This window comes from Glutamicibacter nicotianae, assembly GCF_002797775.1.
GTDB classification, from domain to species: Bacteria; Actinomycetota; Actinomycetes; order Actinomycetales; family Micrococcaceae; genus Glutamicibacter; species Glutamicibacter nicotianae.
The window spans coordinates 2,662,726-2,680,824 of record NZ_PGEY01000001.1 but is presented as its reverse complement, the minus strand read 5'-3'; the positions used below and the strand labels follow the sequence as shown (position 1 = coordinate 2,680,824).

The window sequence follows — 18,099 nt, the reverse complement described above, 5'->3', positions numbered from 1 at the left end:
ACCATGACAATGAAGTCGTTCCCCAAGCCATCCGATTTGCCGGTACCAGCAGGTGCCGAAGGATGGGAAGAGATCTACCCGTACTACCTGGTGTTCCAAGATGAGCTCAAGGAAGCCGAAGACGCCAAGTTCTGGTTCTGCGACTCGCAGCACTGGCCCACGGTCTTCAAGCCCTTCGAGACCATTGGCGGCGAATTCGCGGTCAAATGCCTGGGCCAGTACAACGCCCGCCACCTGATGATCCCGAACGCCAACGGCATCGACTTCCGCATCCACCTGGGCTACCTGTACATGTCCCCGATCCCGGTGCCCGATGAGCAGATCGCGGCCCGCGTCCCCGAATTCGAGGCACGCATCGGACACTACTTCGGCGACTGGGAGAATAAGCTGGCCGCCTGGCACCAGAAGGTCAAGGGCACCATCGCCGAGATGGAAGCGCTGCGCTTCGACCCGCTGCCGGAAATTGTTCCTTTCGAGGATATCGAGAACGGAGTGGGCAAGGACGGCTCGCAGGTTCTGCTGGAGAACTACGACCGGCTGATTTCGCTGACCTACCAGAACTGGCAGTACCACTTCGAATTCCTGAACCTGGGCTACATCGCCTACCTGGACTTTTTCAACTTCTGCAAGGAGGTCTTCCCCAACATCCCGGACCAGTCCATCGCCACCATGGTGCAGGGCGTTGACATGGAACTCTTCCGCCCGGACGATGAGCTCAAGGCGCTGGCCCTGCTGGCCGTCGAGCTCAAGCTCTCGAACCTGTTCTCCAACACCGATGACCCGGCCGCCACCCTGGCCGCCATCGCCGCCGCACCAGGCGGCGAACGCTGGATCGCGCAGTGGGAAGCAGCCCACGAGCCATGGTTCAACTTCACCATCGGCAACGGCTTCTACGCCCATGACAAGTACTGGAACGAGCACCCGGAAATCCCGCTGGGCTTCATCGCCGACTACATCCGCCGCGCCGAGGAAGGCGCGCAGATCCTGCGCCCCACCGAGAAGCTGATTGCGGAGAAGGAGCGCATCGTCGAGGAGTACCGAGACCTGCTCGATCCCGAGACCGCACAGGTCTTCGAAGCCAAGCGCGCGCTGGCGGCTACCGCTTACCCGTACGTGGAGAACCACAATTTCTACATCGAGCACTGGACCATGGGCGTGTTCTGGCGCAAGGTCCGCGAGCTGTCGCGCATGATGGCCGATGCAGGGGTCTTCGAGGACCCCGAGGACCTGCTCTACCTGGGCCGCAACGAGGTGCGCGACGTGCTCTTCGACCTGGTCACCTCCTTCGGCATCGGGGCCGGCGAGCCGATCGCCGCCGTGGCCCTGCCCAAGAAGATCGCCAAGCGCCGGCAGATCGTCGACGCGCTGAAGACCGCGCGCCCGGCCCCGGCACTGAACACCCCGCCGGAATCGATCACCGAGCCATTCACCCGCATGCTGTGGGGTATCACCACCGAGCAGGTGCAGTCGTGGCTGGGCAATGACGAGGACGCGCAGGAAAACGTGCTCAGGGGCATGGCCGCCTCGCCAGGCACCGTCGAGGGCGTGGCCCGGGTGGTCATGCACGCCGACGAGCTGGGCGAGATCCAGCCGGGAGAAATCCTGGTGGCGCCGATTACCGCGCCGAGCTGGGGACCGATCTTCGGCAAGATCAAGGCCACGGTCACCGACATCGGCGGCATGATGTCCCACGCGGCGATCGTCTGCCGCGAGTACGACCTGCCGGCGGTCACCGGCACAGGCAGCGCCTCGACCACCATCAAGACCGGCGACCGCCTGCGGGTGGACGGCGGCAAGGGAACCGTGGAAATCCTGGTGGACAGCCCGGCGCTCACCGGGCCTTCAGCCCATTCGCACCACCACGGCTAGACCCTTCCCGGTACCCCAAGCCGGGATCACCCCGGGTGCCGGCCCGTCCCAGGGCCGGCACCCGCCCAAGAATCTCCAACTGACGAAAGGCACGATCCATGAGCAGCTCACCTACGGTGCTGATCACCGGGGCCGCCGGCGGACTGGGCCGGGCCTTCGCCCTCGGGTTCGCCGAACGCGGCTACCAGGTAGCCGCCGCCGACATCGATTTGGCAGGCACCGAGCAAACCGTGCAGCTGGTCCGCGAAGCCGGCGGGCAGGCGCAGGCCTTCGAAGTGAATGTCACCGACCCGCAATCCACCGAGAAGATGGCGGCCGGCGCCGCGGAATTCGCCGGCGGACGCATCGACGTGCTGATCAACAACGCGGCGATCTACGCCACCGTGACCCGCTCGCTATTCGAGGACATCGACCCCGGCGAATGGGACAAGGTCATGGCAGTGAACCTCAAGGGACCATGGATGGTCACCCGCGCGGTCTCCCCGTTCCTGGCCGCCGGATCCCGCGTGATCAACCTGGCCAGCGCCACCGTCTACTCCGGCTCCGAGCAGTGGGCCCACTACGTCGCTTCCAAGGGCGGTGTCATCGCCCTGAGCCGGGTGATGGCCAAGGAACTAGGGCGGCGCGAGATCACCGTGAACACCATCGCCCCGGGGTTCACCCTCACCGAAGCCAGCCTGGGGCTGATGGAAGACGCCGCCAGCTACGGCGTGGACCGCGGAGCGCTGAAGCGGGCCAGCCAGCCGGCCGACATCGTCGGCGCCGCACTCTTCCTGGCCGGCCAGGACTCGTCCTTCATCACCGGGCAGACCCTCGTCGTCGACGGCGGACGCCAATTCATCTGACAACACGCTTCAACCCACAAGACTTCAATCACTTAAAGAGGAGTGATCATCATGGCGACAGTCAATTTCACCGATTTCGAAGGCAACGCACGCAGCGTTGAGGCCAACACCGGCGATTCGGTGATGGAAACCGCTGTGCGCAACGGTGTCGAAGGCATCGTCGGCGAATGCGGCGGTTCGCTGTCCTGCGCCACCTGCCACGTCTTCGTTGCCGACAGCGATCTGGAATCGCTGGAGCCGATGAGCGAAATGGAAGACGAGATGCTCTACGGCACCGCGGTAGACCGCGAAGAGAACTCGCGCCTGTCCTGCCAGATCAAGCTGTGCGAAGGGCAGAGCATCAACGTCACCACCCCGGAAACGCAGGTATAGCCATGAACACCGCCACCGCAGTCTCCACCGCCGGTGCCCCGGCCCCGGCGGCGCACACCGCCACCGGCCTGCTGATCATCGGCGCATCCCAGTCCGGCGTCCAGCTGGCGATCTCGCTGCGCGCGCTGGGCTACACCGAGCACATCACGCTGCTCGGGGACGAGGACCACCGCCCTTACCAGCGCCCGGCGCTGTCCAAGGAATTCCTGCAGGACAAGATCGGCAGCGAGTCGCTGATCTTCCGTTCCAACGACTACTGGGACGAGCACAACGTCACCCTAGTCAAGGGCGAACGCATTCAGGACATCGACTCCAACCCGGATGGCTCCGGGGTTGCCGTGGGCAGCTCCGGCATCCGCTACCCCTACACCCGCCTCGCGCTGGCGGTCGGCGCCCGCCCCCGCCGCTTCGAGGCTGAAGGCAGCGACCTGCACGGCGTGGTGTACCTGCGCAACGCCGATGACGCCCTGCATCTGAAGGACCTGGCCCCGAATGCCACCGATGTGGTGGTCATCGGCGGCGGATTCATCGGACTGGAAGCGGCCAGTTCGCTGCAGGCCATGGGCAAGAAGGTCACCGTGCTGGAATACGGCCCGCGCCTGGTCGGCCGCGCGGTCGGCGAAGACACCAGCGGCTACTTCCTGCGCAAGCACCGCGAACGCGGGCTCGACATCCATCTGGAAGCCCGGGTGCGCAAGATCCATGGCGCCGACGGCCAGGTGAGCGCCGTCGAGCTGGAAACCGGAGAGGTGATCGACGCGCAAATCGTGCTGGTCGGCATCGGTGTCATCCCGAACACCGAGCTCGGCGAGAAGCTCGGCCTGGACATCGAGAACGGCATTGTTGTCGATCACGCGGCCCTGGCCTCGGATGGCCATACCCTGGTGGTCGGCGACGTGGCGAACATGCCCAACCCGGTCCCCTCAGCGCCCGAGGGCGAACGCATCCGTTTGGAGTCGGTGAACAACGCCGTGGAGCACGCCAAGGTGGCAGCCTACGCCCTGATGGGCCAGCGCGAAGCCTACGCCGGCATCCCGTGGTTCTGGTCCAACCAGGCCGACATGAAGCTGCAGATCGCCGGCCTGTCCCTGGGCTTCGACTCCACCGTGAAGCGCGAAGTCCCGGAGAAGGGCAAATTCACCGTGCTGTACTACCGCGACGGGCGGATCATCGCCGCCGACTGCGTGAACGCGCCGCTGGACTTCATGGCAGTGAAGCAGGCTTTGGCCGCCGGGAAGAACATTGACCCGCAGGCCAGCGCCGATCCTGCCGTCCAACTCAAGACCCTGATTGCCTGAGGACATCATGACTACTTTGAATGACACCCGGCCACTGCCCGCGCAGGGCACCATCAACACCTCGCCGATTGCGCTCGATGAGCACCTCGACGGCGAGCTGGATGCGATCTGGTCCGCAGTGGAACCCGAAACCCGGGCCCGCGGCAACGACATCCACCTGCCGATTTCCCTGTCCTTCGCCCGCCGCTTGTGCGACGCCTACCCGGACGCGGACCGCACCCTGGTGCTGGTCTCCACCTTGCTGCACGACACCGGCTGGGCCCACGTGGATGAGGACAAGATCATCTCCGACGGCTTCCGCGGGGACTGGCGCAAGGCAGATATCCGCTTCCAGCATGAGCAGGAGGGCTGCGCAGTGGCCCGGCGTGTGCTGCCGCCGCTGGGCTATGACGCAGAATTCGTCGAGGCGGTCTGCGCGATCATCGACGGCCATGACACCCGTGCCGAGGCCTATTCGCTGGAGGACGCGCTGATGCGCGACGCGGATCGGCTGTGGCGCTTCGACCAGGCGGGCATCGCGCTGGCTTCGGGCTGGTTCGGCCAGGACCCGAGCACCTACACCGACCGGCTGGAAACCGAGATCATCCCGGAGCTGATCACCGAGGCTGCGGTCGCCATGGCAACCGCCGACCTGGCCCGTTCCCGTTCGCTGCTGCGCACGAAGGTGCTGCGATGATTACGGCCGCAACCACGCGCGAGCAGCTGGCGATCCCGTACCGCCACGTCGACACGCATTTCATTGACGGTCAATGGGTCCGCTCCGCCGGAACCGAACGCATTGAAGTCACCGACCCGGCTACCGGGAAAGTCTGGGGTTCGGTGCCGGCTGGCAATACCCGGGATGTCGAGCGCGCGGTGGGATCCGCGCACTCAGCCTTCCACGGCGAGCAGTGGCGAAGCTATTCGCCGTCGGACCGCGCGGTGCTGCTGCTGCGCATCGCCGAGGAAGTCGAAGCCCGGGCCACCGAGCTCTCGCTGACCAATACGCTGGAGAACGGTTCCCCGGTCTCCGAAACCGGTGGAGCGGCGGCCAATGCCGCTGGCATCTTCCGCTACTTCGCCTCGCTGGCACCGATGCTGGAAAACGAGGACCTGCGGCCCTTCCCGAACGGGGCAGGGGAGTCCCTGGTGCGCCGCGATCCGGTTGGGGTCTGCGCGCTGATTGCCCCGTGGAACTTCCCGATCAACCTGATGGTGATCAAGCTGGCTCCGGCGTTGCTGGCCGGGTGCACCGTGGTGATGAAACCGGCGTCGCCCACACCGCTGTCCTTCCGCATCATCATGGATGCGATGGCTGCCGCCGGGGTGCCGGCAGGCGTGGCGAACCTGGTCACCGGGCCGGGCCGGATGGGAGATGAACTGGTCCGCCATCCGCTGGTCTCCAAGGTGGCTTTCACCGGGTCCACCCCGGTGGGGCGCAAGATTGCCGCGGCCTGCGGTGAGCTGCTTCGGCCGGTCACCTTGGAACTGGGAGGCAAGTCCAGTGCGCTGGTGCTGCCGGATGCGGACCTGGACGTGCTCAGCTCGCGGCTGATCCGCTCGTGCATGCGCAATACCGGGCAGACCTGCTACATCTCCACCCGGATCCTGGCTCCGGCGCAGCGCTATGGCGAGGTCGTCGAGGCGGTGCGTGCAACGATCTCCGGCGGAATCCAAGGGGACCCGCTGAAGCCGGACACGGTGTTCGGCCCCTCGGCCAACAAGAGCCAGTTCGAGACAGTGGTCGGCTACCTTGAGGCAGGCCATGCCGAAGGTGCGCAGGCGGTCACCGGTGGACGCAAGGCCACGATGGGCGGAGACCTGGCCGGCGGCTACTTCATCGAGCCAACGGTCTTTGCCGACGTCACCCCGGACATGAGGATTTCCCGCGAGGAGATCTTCGGGCCGGTGATTACCGTGCTCAAGTACCAGGATGAGGCCGAGGGCATTGCGCTAGCGAACAACACCGAATTCGGGTTGGGCGGACTGGTCTTCAGTGCCGATGAGCAGCATGCGGTGCAGGTCGCTGACCGGATCGATTCAGGCAGTGTGGGCATCAACTTCTTCGCTTCGAACCATGCGGCGCCATTTGGCGGCCGGCACGACTCGGGCCTGGGCGCCGAATACGGTCCCGAGGGTCTCTCGGCGTACCTGAGCTACAAGTCGATTCATCGCGAGGTCCGCTAGCAAAACACCTACCGGAAAGCATGGCGGCAGGACGTTTCAGGCCCACTGGGTCTGAGGCGTCCTGCTGCCATTTTCGGGTGCTGGAACCGAATCGCGGATACCTGCGAAAATCGCCAGAATTACAGGTCAAATACCATAAATGCGGTTTGCTAGGAGGGCTTCCGCTGGGTGGAAGATTGCCATGGTGCTTCGGCGTGGAAGGGAGCGGGATTGCTGCTAGCCCTCAACGTGTCCCGCATCGCACTGACGCGTGGATGAGGAAACTTTTCCGGATCATCGGCAGCGACAGCGCAGTTGACGCTCGAAGATCACGCCACCCAGCTAAGGAGCCCCAGGATGCAGTACCACTACGACGGATATGTCGGCCGCAATCCCTGGATCAGGAATGCAGAAGGAACGGGCCGGAATCGCAGCGCCGAACTGCCTGAGACCATGGATGTGCTCATCGTCGGCGCAGGGCCTGCCGGCATCGTCCAGGCTGCCCAGCTGACCGAATCCCCCGAAGTCCGCACCCGCATCATCGAGGCCCGCCCCCAGCGGCTAGCCGCAGGCCGTGCCGATGGACTGTTCCCGCGCAGCTGCGAAACCTTCCAGGCCTTCGAGTTCTACGACGAGATTGCCCACGAGGCGGCGCATATGCGCGAGATGAGCTTCTGGGGACCCCACCCGGAGAACCCGGCAGAAATTGCCTGCGGCGCCCGCGCCGATGGCCCGCCGGCCTATGTCAGCGAATTCCCGATCCTCACCGTCAACCAGGCCCGCGTCATCGATTACTTCGCCGAGCGCGCCGAAAACGGCCCGGCTCGCATCAGCATCAACTACGGCGTGGAGTTCCTGGACCTGGTGGTCCACGAAACAGGCGAGTACCCGGTTCAGGTGCGCATTAATGACGAGCACGGCATCGAACGCACCGTGAGCGCCAAGTACGTGGTCGGCTGCGACGGCGCACGCAGAAAGGTGCGCAGCTGCATCGACGTCGAGCTCGTCACCGACCCGGCCGACCAGGCCTGGGCGGTCATCGACATGCTGGCCAACACCGACTTCCCCGATTTCCGCACGCGCAGCGGCATCCAGTCCGACAAGGACGGATCGATTCTGCTGATACCCCGAGAAGGCGGCTTCCTGACCCGCTTCTACGTTTCGCTGGAAACCCCGAACGATGAAAACCGGGCACGGATCCGCGCCACCACCGCGGAAGAAGCCATCGCCCGCGCCAACCGCATCCTGCATCCATGCTCGGTGGATGTGCGCGAGGTGACCTGGTTCAGCATCTACGAGGTGCGCCACCCGGTGGCCCAGAGCTTCGACGATGTTGCCGCGAAGAACGACCCGTCGCTGAACCCGCGGGTGTTCATTGCCGGGGACGCCTGCCATACGCACAGCGCCAAGGCCGGCCAGGGCATGAATGTCTCCATCCAGGATGGGTGGAACCTGTCCTGGAAGCTGGGCCAGGTGCCGACCGGGCGCAGCGAAGGGTCCCTGCTGAAAACCTACAACGAAGAGCGCCAGGACGTAGCGCAGACGCTCATCGACTACGACAAGGAATGGTCGGCGATGATGTCGCGCAGCCCGGAGGAAACGGAGGGCCCGCACGAGATTGTCGACTTCTTCGTAAATACCGCCAACTTCCCGGGCGGCTTCGACACCAGATACGAGCAGTCCTCGCTGACCGGCGGCACCGAGCACCAGCAGCTGACCGAAGGCTTCCCGGTGGGCATGCGCTTCAAGTCCGCGCAGGTCTCCCGCGTCTGCGATACCACCACGGTGCACCTGGGGCACCACTTCCGTGCCGATGGGCGCTGGCGGCTCAACGCCTTTGCCGACGAATCGGGGCAGGAGGTTGCCGCGCTCGCCGACTGGCTGGAGCATTCCGCCGATTCGCCAATCACCGCGTACACCGCTGAGGGCCAAGATATCGACAGCGTTTTCGATGCCAAGGTGATCTACCAGCAGGATTACCACGACGTGGACATCAATAAGGTGCCGCGGCGGTTCCTCCCGAAGGTGGGCCAGGCACAGATCATGGACTGGGAAAAGGTCTACACGGCGATCGGGCACCAGGACATCTTCGCCGAGCGCGGGATCGACCGGGCAGGTGCCCTCGTCGTCGTCCGCCCGGACATGTATGTAGCCCAGGTGCTGCCGCTGTCGGCCCGCGCGGAACTGGCCGAGTTCTTCGTGCAGAACATGGCTGCACCGAAGGTTCCTGAATTCTCCTGAGGCCCTCCCGGCTGTGCAGCAGCAGGTTACCCCGGTGTCCCTAGGGCCCGGGGTAACCTGCTGTCCAGAACATGTCGGGACTTCTTGGCGGCGTGGCGGTTGAAGATGACTGTTGCAGTGCGGGCAGATGCGTCTCCAGCGAGCAGGATGCAGGGGCTACTTCGTGGCAGTGTGCGGCCGGGGGCTGGGAAATGGTCCGAAAATCAAGGAAACCCCGGTGCCGAAGCACCGGGGTTCCCTTTTGTCATCACTCGCACCTTCATGAGGTACTTATTACTCTAGAACGGCTGGCTGTGAACTTTCTGGGCTGGGCCTGCCATTTAACTTGGCAATCAGAAGCTTACCGAGCCGGCAGCAGCCGGGGCCATGGGAAAGCCGGTCACGGACTTGGGCCGCGGTGGGGCGTAGGTGCGCACCTTCGAGGTGCTCAACCCCATGCGGACCAGCGATTCGGCGATGGTGACCGCCGCGCGCACGCCATCGACAATCGGCACGCCGGTGGCCAGGCGCACCTGCTCCTCCAGCTCAGCCATGCCTCCGCAGCCCAGGCAAATCACCTCGGCCTTGTCCTGCTCGACCGCTTGGCGGGATTGCTCGACAATGGCCGCCACCGCGCGCTGCGGATCGGATTCCAGTTCCAGCACGCCCAGCCCGCTGGCACGCACCGAGGCGAGCCGGTCGGTCAAGCCAGCCAATTTCAACCGGTCCTCGATCAGCGGCACCGTGCGGTCCAGCGTGGTGACCACGGAATACTTGTGGCCCAGGAATTGCGCGGTCGAGGCAGCGGCTTCGGTGATGTCCACAACCGGGACATCCAGCAGCTCCTGCAGGCCCTCGCGGCCGTGCTCCCCGTAGCCCGCCTGGATGACCGCGTCGAAAGGCTCGGTGTAGCGGACCACCTTGTCCATTACGGCGATGGCGGCCAGATAGCTTTCGAAATTGCCTTCGCAGGAATCGGCCCCGAAGTCCGGGGTCAGTTCGACGATTTCGGTACCGGGCGAGGCGACCTGCCGGGCGGAATCCCCGATGGCGCGGGTCATGGATTGCGTGGTATTGACGTTCAGGATCAGAATGCGCATGAGTAGTCCTAGTGGGTTGGTGCCACGGCGATCGGCTCGCCATCGATGTCTGCCAAATCGTGCTGGCGCTTGGCCAGGGCCAGGTAGGCCAGGGCGCCGGCGCCCGAACCCAGGAACCAGGCGAACGGGCCAACAACGTGCAGGGCGGGAACGAAGGCCAGCACCAGTGCGATCACCGAGCTGATGACCAGGGCGCCCACGGCCCGGTAGTTCACGCCGCGGGTGAAGTAGTAGGTGCCATCGGCATCCGAGCGGTACAGGTCCATGACATTGATCCGGGCTTTGCGGATCAACCAGTAGTCGGCCATGATGATGCCGAACAGCGGGCCGAGCAGCGCGCCCAGGCCGCCCAGGAAGTAGTTGATGATCTCGGGGGAGTTGTACAGGTTCCAAGGCAGGATGACCAGTCCGATGACACCGGAGATCAGTGCGGCGGCACGGAAGTTCAGCTTCTTCGGGAACAGGTTGGTCAAAGCGTAGGTCGGTGCGACGAAATTGGCCATCAGGTTCACCGCGATGGTCAGCACCAGCAGGGCGGCGGAGGCCAGCAGCAGCAGCACGGTGTTCGGGATGGCTCCGACGATATCCGATGGCGAGGTGATGACCTGGCCGTTAATGGAGAACTGCGTGCCGGTGAGCACCACCACGATGGCACCGAAGAACAGCATGTTCAGCGGAATGCCGAAGAAATTGCCCTTGACGATGGCTTTCTTGGAGGATGCGCCGCGGGTGAAGTCGCAGAAATTCAGGACGAAAGTGCCATAGATCGAAACCCACAGGGCGGCCGCACCGAACATCGCGGTCCACATCTCGACGCCGGACTTCGGCTCGCCGGTGCTCATCGACACATTGAAGCCGGATTCGAACAGCATCCAGATAGCCAGGCCCAGGAAGGTGACCAGGATGACCGGGCCGGCGAAGGCCTCGTACTTGCGGATCATTTCCATGCCGTAGCTGACGATCACCAGCTGCACGGCCCACAGGACCACGAAGCAGATCCAGCCAAGCGTATTCAGCCCCAGGAAGCTGGTCTGCTCCAGGGCCGCGGAGCCCGGCGCCACGGCGAGCACCATGACTGAGAGGACCTGCGCGGCCAGGTAGGTCTGGATGCCGAACCAGGCGATGGCCACGGCCCCGCGCAGCAACGCCGGGATCTGGGCGCCGGTGATGCCAAAGGCGATGCGGCTCATCACAGGGAAAGGGACGCCGGTCTTCTCGCCCATGAACCCCGAGAAATTCAGCAGCGCGAAGAGCAGGACCGCTCCGATGCCCAAGGCGCCGAGGATCTGCCAGCCGCTCATGCCCAATGCGAAGAGCCCGATGGCGAAGGTGTAATTGCCCAGCGAGTGCACGTCGTTGGCCCACAGGGTGAAGATGCTGTAGGAGTTCCAGGTGCGTCCCTTGCGGGTGGTTGGTGCCAGGTCCTGGTTGTAGAGCGAAGCGCTCAGTTCGAACGGATTGGCCCGGTCGATAGCGGGCGGGTTTTCCTGCGGTGCGTCCATGGGCACCATTTCAGGGGTCTTTTGCGACATGATGGACATCCTTGTCAAAGGGTCATGAATCCGGGCACGGCGCATCCGGGCGCACTGCAGCAGGGAAAATGACAAATCTGGGGGAAGCGGAACGTTGAGTGCAACGGCCCGTGCCTGCCGTGCGGGGGCGCAAGGCAGCGAGGCGGGCCCGCTTACGGGTAGATCGGCTGTCCGAAATTAGCGTAGAACTCGGCCGGCGAGCCGAGAAGCGGCATGGCCGGGCGTGGTGCCGCGGCGAGCCGCTGCGCGCTGTGCATGAAGCACGATGGATAAAGCATGGCTGCTCCTGAGCTAGGAAGTCACTCCGAGATATGTGCCAGGTGAGTACCCATCACTGTATGCGCTGGATCACATTATCGCAATAGAAGATGATAATTTCGCAGGGCGATATTTCATGGGATTTCCGGAACACTTTTATTGATTCCGCAAACCCGCAGGTGGGCGACGCTTTGCCCGGGTTGCGCAGGATCCCGCGACCGCGAGAACGCTGTGAATTCAGGCTTTTGCGTACCTTTTTTGCGCAGTGGCAAATTGCCGGGAAACCTTCTTGACAGTGATCGGCGTCTCGTTCTAGAGTTTTCATAAAGCAAAAGCTAACTTCCATAAAGCGGAATTATTGGAAGGTGTTCTTGAAGGGAAATCCAGTGTCCTACACTCTGAACTGCTCGATCCTCCTCACCGAGTTGCCCCTGCTGCAGCGCGCGGATGCCGCCAAGCAGGCAGGTTTCGACAGCGTCGAATTCTGGTGGCCATTCAACGAAGCAGCGCCTTCCGATAAGCAGATCGACGAATTCGTCGCCTCGCTGGCCAACGCCGGCGTCCAGCTCGACGGACTGAACTTCTTCGCCGGCGACATGCCGGCAGGCGACCGCGGTCTGGTTTCCTGGCTGGGACGCGAAGCCGAATTCAAGGACAACATCGATGCCGTAGTGGCCATCGCCGAAGCTACCGGCTGCAAGTCCTTCAACGCCCTGTATGGCAACCGCATCGAGGGTGCCGACCCGAAGGCCCAGGACGCACTGGCCTTGGAGAACCTGGTGGCCGCGGCCCAGGGCGTGGCCAAGGTGGGCGGCACCGTGCTGATCGAGCCGGTCTCCGGCACCGAAGCCTACCCGCTGAAGACCGCGGCCCAGGCGCTTGCAGTCGTTGACGCCGTCAAGGCGCAGGGCGAAAGCAACATCGCGCTGCTGGCAGACTTCTACCACCTGTCAGTCAACGGCGACGATGTCTTAGCCGTCATCGAGGCGCACGCCAAGGACTTCGGCCACATCCAGATCGCCGACGCGCCAGGCCGCGGAGCTCCGGGCACCGGGAGCCTGCCGCTGCTGGACTGGATCAACCGCTCACGCGAGCTGGGCTACACCGGCAAGGTCGCCCTGGAATACAAGCAGGACGCCGTCACCGCCTTCGACTGGCTGCAGACCGCCAGCAGCAACGCAACCGCCTAGAGAACACCTTTCGCACAAGACTTTTTGGAGAATCACATGTCGCAGAACATCGCCTTCATCGGACTGGGAATCATGGGCCTGCCGATGGCAAAGAACCTCGTCAACGCCGGCTACAACGTCACCGGCTACAACCGCAGTGACAAGGCCGGCAATGAGCTGGCCGCCGCTGGCGGCACCAAGGCCGCATCGATCGCGCAAGCAGTGGCCGACGCCGACGTCATCATCACCATGGTCCCGGACTCCCCGGATGTCCAGGACGTCACCCTCGGCGCCGAGGGCGTCTTCGCCAACGCCAAGCCCGGCGCCCTGTGGATCGACAACTCCTCGATCCGCCCGGACGTCGCAGTGCAGCTCTCGGATGCGGCCCGCGAAGCAGGCCTGCGCCCGCTGGATGCCCCGGTCTCCGGCGGCGAAGCAGGAGCCATCGAGGGCGTGCTGTCCATTATGGTCGGCGGCGAGCAGGCGGACTTCGACGCCGCCAAGCCGGTACTGGAAGCAGTGGGCAAGACCATCGTGCTGGTGGGCCCCTCGGGCTCGGGCCAGACCGTCAAGGCGGCCAACCAGCTGATTGTCGCCGCCAACATCCAGGCGCTTTCTGAAGCGGTGCTCTTCCTCGAAGCCTACGGCGTGGACACCGACGCTGCCGTCAAGGTCCTCGGCGGCGGCCTGGCCGGCTCCAAGGTGCTTGACCAGAAGGCCCAGAAGATCCTGGACCGCGAATTCACCCCGGGCTTCCGCCTGGCCCTGCACAACAAGGACATGGGCATCGTGACCTCCGCCGCCCGCGAAGCCGGCGTAGTGCTTCCGCTGGGTGCACTGGTGGCCCAGCTGGTTACCTCCACCGTCGCCTCCGGTGACGGTGCACTGGATCACTCCGGGCTCTTCCGCGGAGTGCAGCGCCTGGCCGGCAAGGTCGAGGCCCCGGTTCCTGCCTAGGGAATACCACCCCAGGGCATACTGACTTCCTGCGGCGGGGAGGCCAAGGTATCTCCGCTTCCTCGGATGCTGGCCGCGCAATTGCGGGCCCGGCCGATGCAGGCCGCTTGATGACACGGCAAGCTGCCAGCACAGTCCCCGCCCGCCGCGCAATGGGCTTTGTTCCAGCTCATTGCCGGCATCCGATGCTCAAGGAAACGGCGTTGTGGTGACTCATGCACCTTCCGCCCCGCCGCAGGTTTCCTTATCTTTCTCCCAAGCTTTCTCCCAAGCAACCCACCTGCACCCTTGCCGGTGCTCCTAAGGACGTGACTGAAATGCCAAAGATGCGCGCAGTAGATGCCATCGTACAGATCCTGCAGAAGGAGGGCGCCACCGAGGCCTTCGGCCTGCCCGGCGCCGCCATCAACCCGCTGTACTCGGCCATGAAGGCCCACGGCGGCATCCGCCACACCCTGCACCGCCACGTCGAGGGCGCCAGCCACGCGGCCGACGGCTACTCGCGGGCCACCGGCAAGATCGGGTTGTGCCTGGGCACCTCGGGCCCAGCCGGCACAGACATGATCACCGGCCTGTACGCCGCGATCGCCGACAGCATCCCGATGCTGTGCATCACCGGGCAAGCGCCCACCAGCGTGCTGCACAAGGAGGACTTCCAGGCAGTGGACATCGAGTCCATCGCCAAGCCGGTCACCAAGTACGCCTCCACCATCCTGGAGCCGGGCCTGGTGCCGGGCACCTTCGCCAAGGCCTTCCAGATCATGCGCTCGGGCCGTCCCGGCCCGGCGTTGATCGACCTGCCGATCAACGTGCAGCTGGCCGAGATCGACTTCGACATCGACGCCTACGAGCCCTTGGCTCCATCCGAGCCGCAAGCCACCCGCGGCCAGGCCGAGAAAATGGTGGATTTGCTGCTCGGCGGCAAGAAGCCGATCATCATCGCCGGTGGCGGAGTGATCAACGCCAACGCGAGCGACAAGCTGGTCGAGCTGGCCGAAGAGCTGAACATCCCGGTCTCCCCGACCCTGATGGGCTGGGGCGCCATCCCTGATGACCACCGACTGCAGTCGGGCATGGTGGGCATCCAGACCCACACCAAGTACGGCAACGCGACCTTCCTGGAATCCGACGTGGTGCTGGGCCTGGGCAACCGCTGGGCCAACCGCCACACCGGCGACCTGGAGACCTACCGTGCCGGGCGCAAGTTCATCCACGTGGACATCGAGCCCACGCAAATCGGCCGTGTCTTCTCCCCGGATCTGGGGATCACCTCGGATGCCGGCGCCGCTATCGATGCCATCCTGGAAGTGGTGCGCGAGCGCAAGGCCGCCGGCACCCTGCCGGACTACTCGGCGTGGGCCGATGAGGCCACCGCCCGCAAGTCCACCGGGCACCGCAAGACGAACTTCGACAACATCCCGATCAAGCCGCAGCGCGTGTACCAGGAGATGAACGCCGCCTTCGGCCAGGACACCACCTACGTATCCACCATCGGCTTGAGCCAGATCGCCGGCGCGCAGATGCTGCACGTCTACGGCCCGCGCAAGTGGATCAACGCCGGCCAGGCCGGCCCGCTGGGCTGGACCGGACCGGCCGCCCTGGGCGTGGTGCGCGGCAAGCCGGGCGAGAAGGTCGTGGCCCTCTCCGGCGACTACGACTTCCAGTTCATGATCGAGGAACTGGCCGTCGGCGCGCAGTTCAAGCTGCCGTACGTGCACGTGGTGGTCAACAACTCCTACCTGGGCCTGATCCGCCAGTCGCAGCGCGCCTTCGAAATGGATTACCACGTGTCGCTGGGCTTCGATAACATCAACTCCCCGGAAACCAACGGCTACGGCGTGGACCACGTGAAGGTCGCCGAAGGCCTGGGCTGCAAGGCGGTGCGCATCGAGGATCCAAGCCAGCTGGCTGCCGGATTCGCGCAGGCCAATGCGCTGGCCGAAGAGCACCAGGTGCCGGTCGTGGTGGAAGTGATCCTGGAAAAGGTCACCAACATCGCCATGGGCGCGCAGCTGGATGCCGTCAATGAATTCGAAGACCTGGCCCTGGAGCCTGGCGATGCGCCAACCGCGTTGGTTCCGCTGGCAACCTCGGCCGCTGTGGGTGCCTGAAAGGGAAGTCGTCGCTGACCTGCACCCCGCAACGTTGGGCGCGAGGCACCGGTTCACTATTTCGGGTGTGCCTCGCGCCACAACAATCCAGGCTCGGCATAGAGCTGCCGAGCACCAAGAAACCTGAGCTATCAACGAGTAGGAACGCCTCATGAGCATCAACGAAGCTGTCGGACGCGCATCGACCCAAGACACCACCGGAACCACCTTTGACCTGGTGCTGCGCGGGCAGCAAGTGCTGGCCGGGCAGGACATCGCGCCGCGCGAAATCGGCGTGCGCGATGGGAAGATTGTCGCCGTTGAGCCCTACGGCACCGGTCTGTCCGGTACCCGCGTGATCGAGGTGGCCGCGGACGAGGTGCTGCTGCCCGGGCTCGTTGATACGCATGTGCACGTGAACGAGCCAGGGCGCACCGAATGGGAAGGCTTCGAATCGGCCACCAAGGCCGCGGCCGCCGGTGGCGTGACCACCATTGTGGATATGCCGCTGAATTCCATCCCGCCCACGGTGAACCTCGAAGCGCTGGAGATCAAGCGCGAGGCCGCTGGCAAGAACGCCTACGTGAATGTCGGCTTCTGGGGCGGCGCCATCCCGGGCAACAAGAAGGACCTGCGCGAGCTGCACGAAGCAGGGGTCTTCGGCTTCAAGTGCTTCCTGCTGCACTCGGGAGTGGACGAGTTCCCGTCCCTGAGCGTTGACGAGATGGAAGAGGACATGGCCGAACTGGCCTCCTTCGACTCGCTGATGATCGTGCACGCCGAGGACGCCGAGATCATCGACAACTCCCCGCAGCCGGTAGGCGGCAAATACGCCGGATTCCTGGATTCGCGCCCGCGCGATGCCGAGAACACCGCCATCGCCCAGGTGATCGAGCGGGCGAAGAAGACCGGGGTGCGCGCCCACGTGCTGCACCTGTCCAGCTCGGATGCGCTGGAAATGATCCGCGAGGCGAAAGCCGAGGGCGTGAAGCTCACCGTGGAAACCTGCCCGCACTACCTGACCTTGCTGTCGGAGGACATCCCCGACGGGGCCACCGCCTTCAAGTGCTGCCCGCCGATCCGCGAGAATGACAACCGCGAGCTGCTCTGGAAGGGCCTGGAGGAAGGCGTTATCGACTGCATCGTTTCGGACCACTCGCCATCGACCATCGATCTGAAGGACGTGGAGAACGGCGACTTCGGTGTCGCCTGGGGCGGCGTGGCGTCGCTGCAGCTGGGCCTGCCGCTGATCTGGAGCGAGGCGAAGCAGCGCGGACTGAAGCTGGAACAGGTTGTGCAGTGGATGGGCGTCAACCCGTCCAAGCTCGCCGGCCTGGGCGCCAAGGGCAGCATCGAGGAGGGCAAGGACGCCGACTTCGCGATCTTCGCTCCAGAGGACACCTTCGAGGTGGACGTGCAGAAGCTTCACCACAAGAATCCGATCTCCCCGTACCAGGGCAAGACCCTGCATGGCGTGGTGCGCCGCTCGATCATTGCCGGCAATGACGTGGACTTCCAGACCCCATCCGGCCAGCTGATCCGCCGCGAGCACTAGGCTCTGGCTAGTCGAAAGGCTTCGGCATCCTGCAAGAGGGCAGGATTCCGGAGCCCTTTTTCGCGGGGATTCCCATGCCCTTCAGGCGCAGCGGAATACTGGGGTTTGGCGCGTAACTGGGAAATCCATAACAAACGCATATCGATTGCCGTACCCCTGCCCATTCCATTGATGCGGCCCATAGACTGGCAGCCACGTGGGGATGAAGCAGGCGCAACTCTAGATACAGGAATTGGGTATGGAAGCGATTACTGCTGCCTCGGTGCTGACCCAGGAAGTCAAGGATCTGTCCTTGGGCGAGGTCGTCCAAGCTTCTGCGGCCCTCGGCCTTGTGGTCTTGGCTGTACTGGTGGCATTCGGCATCAAGACCTATGTTCACTGGCGCCGACAGTTGAAGAACGCCAAACGCATCGAATCTTCCTCGCCAGCTGGCCTTAGTCGCCCCGAGGACCAGGCGAACCCGCATCGGGCACCGCGAGTGGACCTGCTGTCGACGCTCGGAGATCTGCGTCGCCCGGAAACCTTGGAACGCGGTTTCGAGGACGATAAATGACGGCAGCGGCCCGGTCTTCCACAACGCGGCGATTAGTCAAAGACGGGATCGATACTCTCCAGGTCTAAGCAGGGCTGCAATGTGCGCGAACCGCACGATAGCATTCCGGAGGTGGGGCAGTGGTTGATGAAATCTG

Annotated in this window: 15 protein-coding genes; 12 read left to right on the top strand and 3 right to left on the bottom strand. The window is 64.3% G+C overall.

Annotation, left to right across the window (positions count from 1 at the left end):
- Positions 1 to 3 precede the first annotated feature (3 nt).
- The 7 genes from ATK23_RS12470 (at position 4) to ATK23_RS12440 (ending at position 8,770) form a co-directional block, all read left to right on the top strand.
- Positions 4 to 1,869, top strand: coding sequence for a PEP-utilizing enzyme (locus tag ATK23_RS12470; protein WP_066143454.1), 1,866 nt, complete (start codon positions 4 to 6; stop codon positions 1,867 to 1,869).
- Between the two features lie 98 nt (positions 1,870 to 1,967).
- Positions 1,968 to 2,714, top strand: coding sequence for an SDR family NAD(P)-dependent oxidoreductase (locus ATK23_RS12465; protein WP_066143335.1), 747 nt, complete (start codon positions 1,968 to 1,970; stop codon positions 2,712 to 2,714).
- Between the two features lie 51 nt (positions 2,715 to 2,765).
- Complete coding sequence (locus tag ATK23_RS12460; protein WP_066143457.1) at positions 2,766 to 3,086, top strand: 2Fe-2S iron-sulfur cluster-binding protein; 321 nt, start codon at positions 2,766 to 2,768, stop codon at positions 3,084 to 3,086.
- 2 nt (positions 3,087 to 3,088) lie between these two features.
- Positions 3,089 to 4,384: an NAD(P)/FAD-dependent oxidoreductase gene (locus tag ATK23_RS12455; RefSeq protein WP_066143340.1), complete on the top strand. Its 1,296-nt coding sequence runs from the start codon at positions 3,089 to 3,091 to the stop codon at positions 4,382 to 4,384.
- 7 nt (positions 4,385 to 4,391) lie between these two features.
- Positions 4,392 to 5,060: an HD domain-containing protein gene (locus ATK23_RS12450; protein WP_066143345.1), complete on the top strand. Its 669-nt coding sequence runs from the start codon at positions 4,392 to 4,394 to the stop codon at positions 5,058 to 5,060.
- The gene (locus ATK23_RS12445) at positions 5,057 to 6,550 is read left to right on the top strand and encodes an aldehyde dehydrogenase family protein (protein WP_066143348.1); all 1,494 of its coding nucleotides are present in this window, start codon (positions 5,057 to 5,059) and stop codon (positions 6,548 to 6,550) included. Before ATK23_RS12450 ends, ATK23_RS12445 begins: the two co-directional genes overlap by 4 nt.
- A gap of 336 nt (positions 6,551 to 6,886) precedes the next feature.
- On the top strand, positions 6,887 to 8,770 hold the full coding sequence (locus ATK23_RS12440; RefSeq protein WP_066143352.1) for an FAD-dependent monooxygenase: 1,884 nt from the start codon (positions 6,887 to 6,889) through the stop codon (positions 8,768 to 8,770).
- Between the two features lie 332 nt (positions 8,771 to 9,102).
- Here ATK23_RS12440 and ATK23_RS12435 read toward each other — a convergent pair whose 3' ends face one another.
- The 3 genes from ATK23_RS12435 to ATK23_RS16690 form a co-directional block, all read right to left on the bottom strand.
- Entirely contained in the window at positions 9,103 to 9,849 is a 747-nt protein-coding gene (locus tag ATK23_RS12435; protein ID WP_066143355.1) for an aspartate/glutamate racemase family protein, read from the bottom strand.
- Positions 9,850 to 9,857: 8 nt separating this feature from the next.
- On the bottom strand, positions 9,858 to 11,351 hold the full coding sequence (locus tag ATK23_RS12430) for an NCS1 family nucleobase:cation symporter-1 (protein ID WP_245858516.1): 1,494 nt from the start codon (positions 11,349 to 11,351) through the stop codon (positions 9,858 to 9,860).
- Positions 11,352 to 11,533: 182 nt separating this feature from the next.
- Positions 11,534 to 11,659 carry a hypothetical protein gene (locus ATK23_RS16690; RefSeq protein ID WP_255209580.1) on the bottom strand — a complete coding sequence of 42 codons (126 nt, stop codon included), beginning with the start codon at positions 11,657 to 11,659 and terminating at the stop codon, positions 11,534 to 11,536.
- A 366-nt stretch (positions 11,660 to 12,025) separates the two neighbouring features.
- On the opposite strand from ATK23_RS16690, the gene ATK23_RS12425 reads away from it, so the two are divergent.
- The 5 genes from ATK23_RS12425 to ATK23_RS12405 all read left to right on the top strand — a co-directional run bounded on the left by ATK23_RS12425 (position 12,026) and on the right by ATK23_RS12405 (position 17,963).
- Positions 12,026 to 12,829 carry a hydroxypyruvate isomerase family protein gene (locus ATK23_RS12425; RefSeq protein WP_066143362.1) on the top strand — a complete coding sequence of 268 codons (804 nt, stop codon included), beginning with the start codon at positions 12,026 to 12,028 and terminating at the stop codon, positions 12,827 to 12,829.
- 24 nt (positions 12,830 to 12,853) lie between these two features.
- Positions 12,854 to 13,765: a 2-hydroxy-3-oxopropionate reductase gene (locus ATK23_RS12420; protein ID WP_073707054.1), complete on the top strand. Its 912-nt coding sequence runs from the start codon at positions 12,854 to 12,856 to the stop codon at positions 13,763 to 13,765.
- A gap of 317 nt (positions 13,766 to 14,082) precedes the next feature.
- Positions 14,083 to 15,876 (top strand): glyoxylate carboligase, encoded by a 1,794-nt coding sequence (gene gcl / locus ATK23_RS12415; protein ID WP_066143364.1) that lies wholly within the window; start codon positions 14,083 to 14,085, stop codon positions 15,874 to 15,876.
- A 151-nt stretch (positions 15,877 to 16,027) separates the two neighbouring features.
- Positions 16,028 to 17,410, top strand: coding sequence for an allantoinase AllB (gene allB / locus ATK23_RS12410; protein WP_066143368.1), 1,383 nt, complete (start codon positions 16,028 to 16,030; stop codon positions 17,408 to 17,410).
- A 238-nt stretch (positions 17,411 to 17,648) separates the two neighbouring features.
- A complete protein-coding gene (locus ATK23_RS12405; protein WP_066143371.1) occupies positions 17,649 to 17,963 on the top strand; it encodes a hypothetical protein in 315 nt (104 codons plus the stop codon).
- Positions 17,964 to 18,099: the final 136 nt, after the last annotated feature.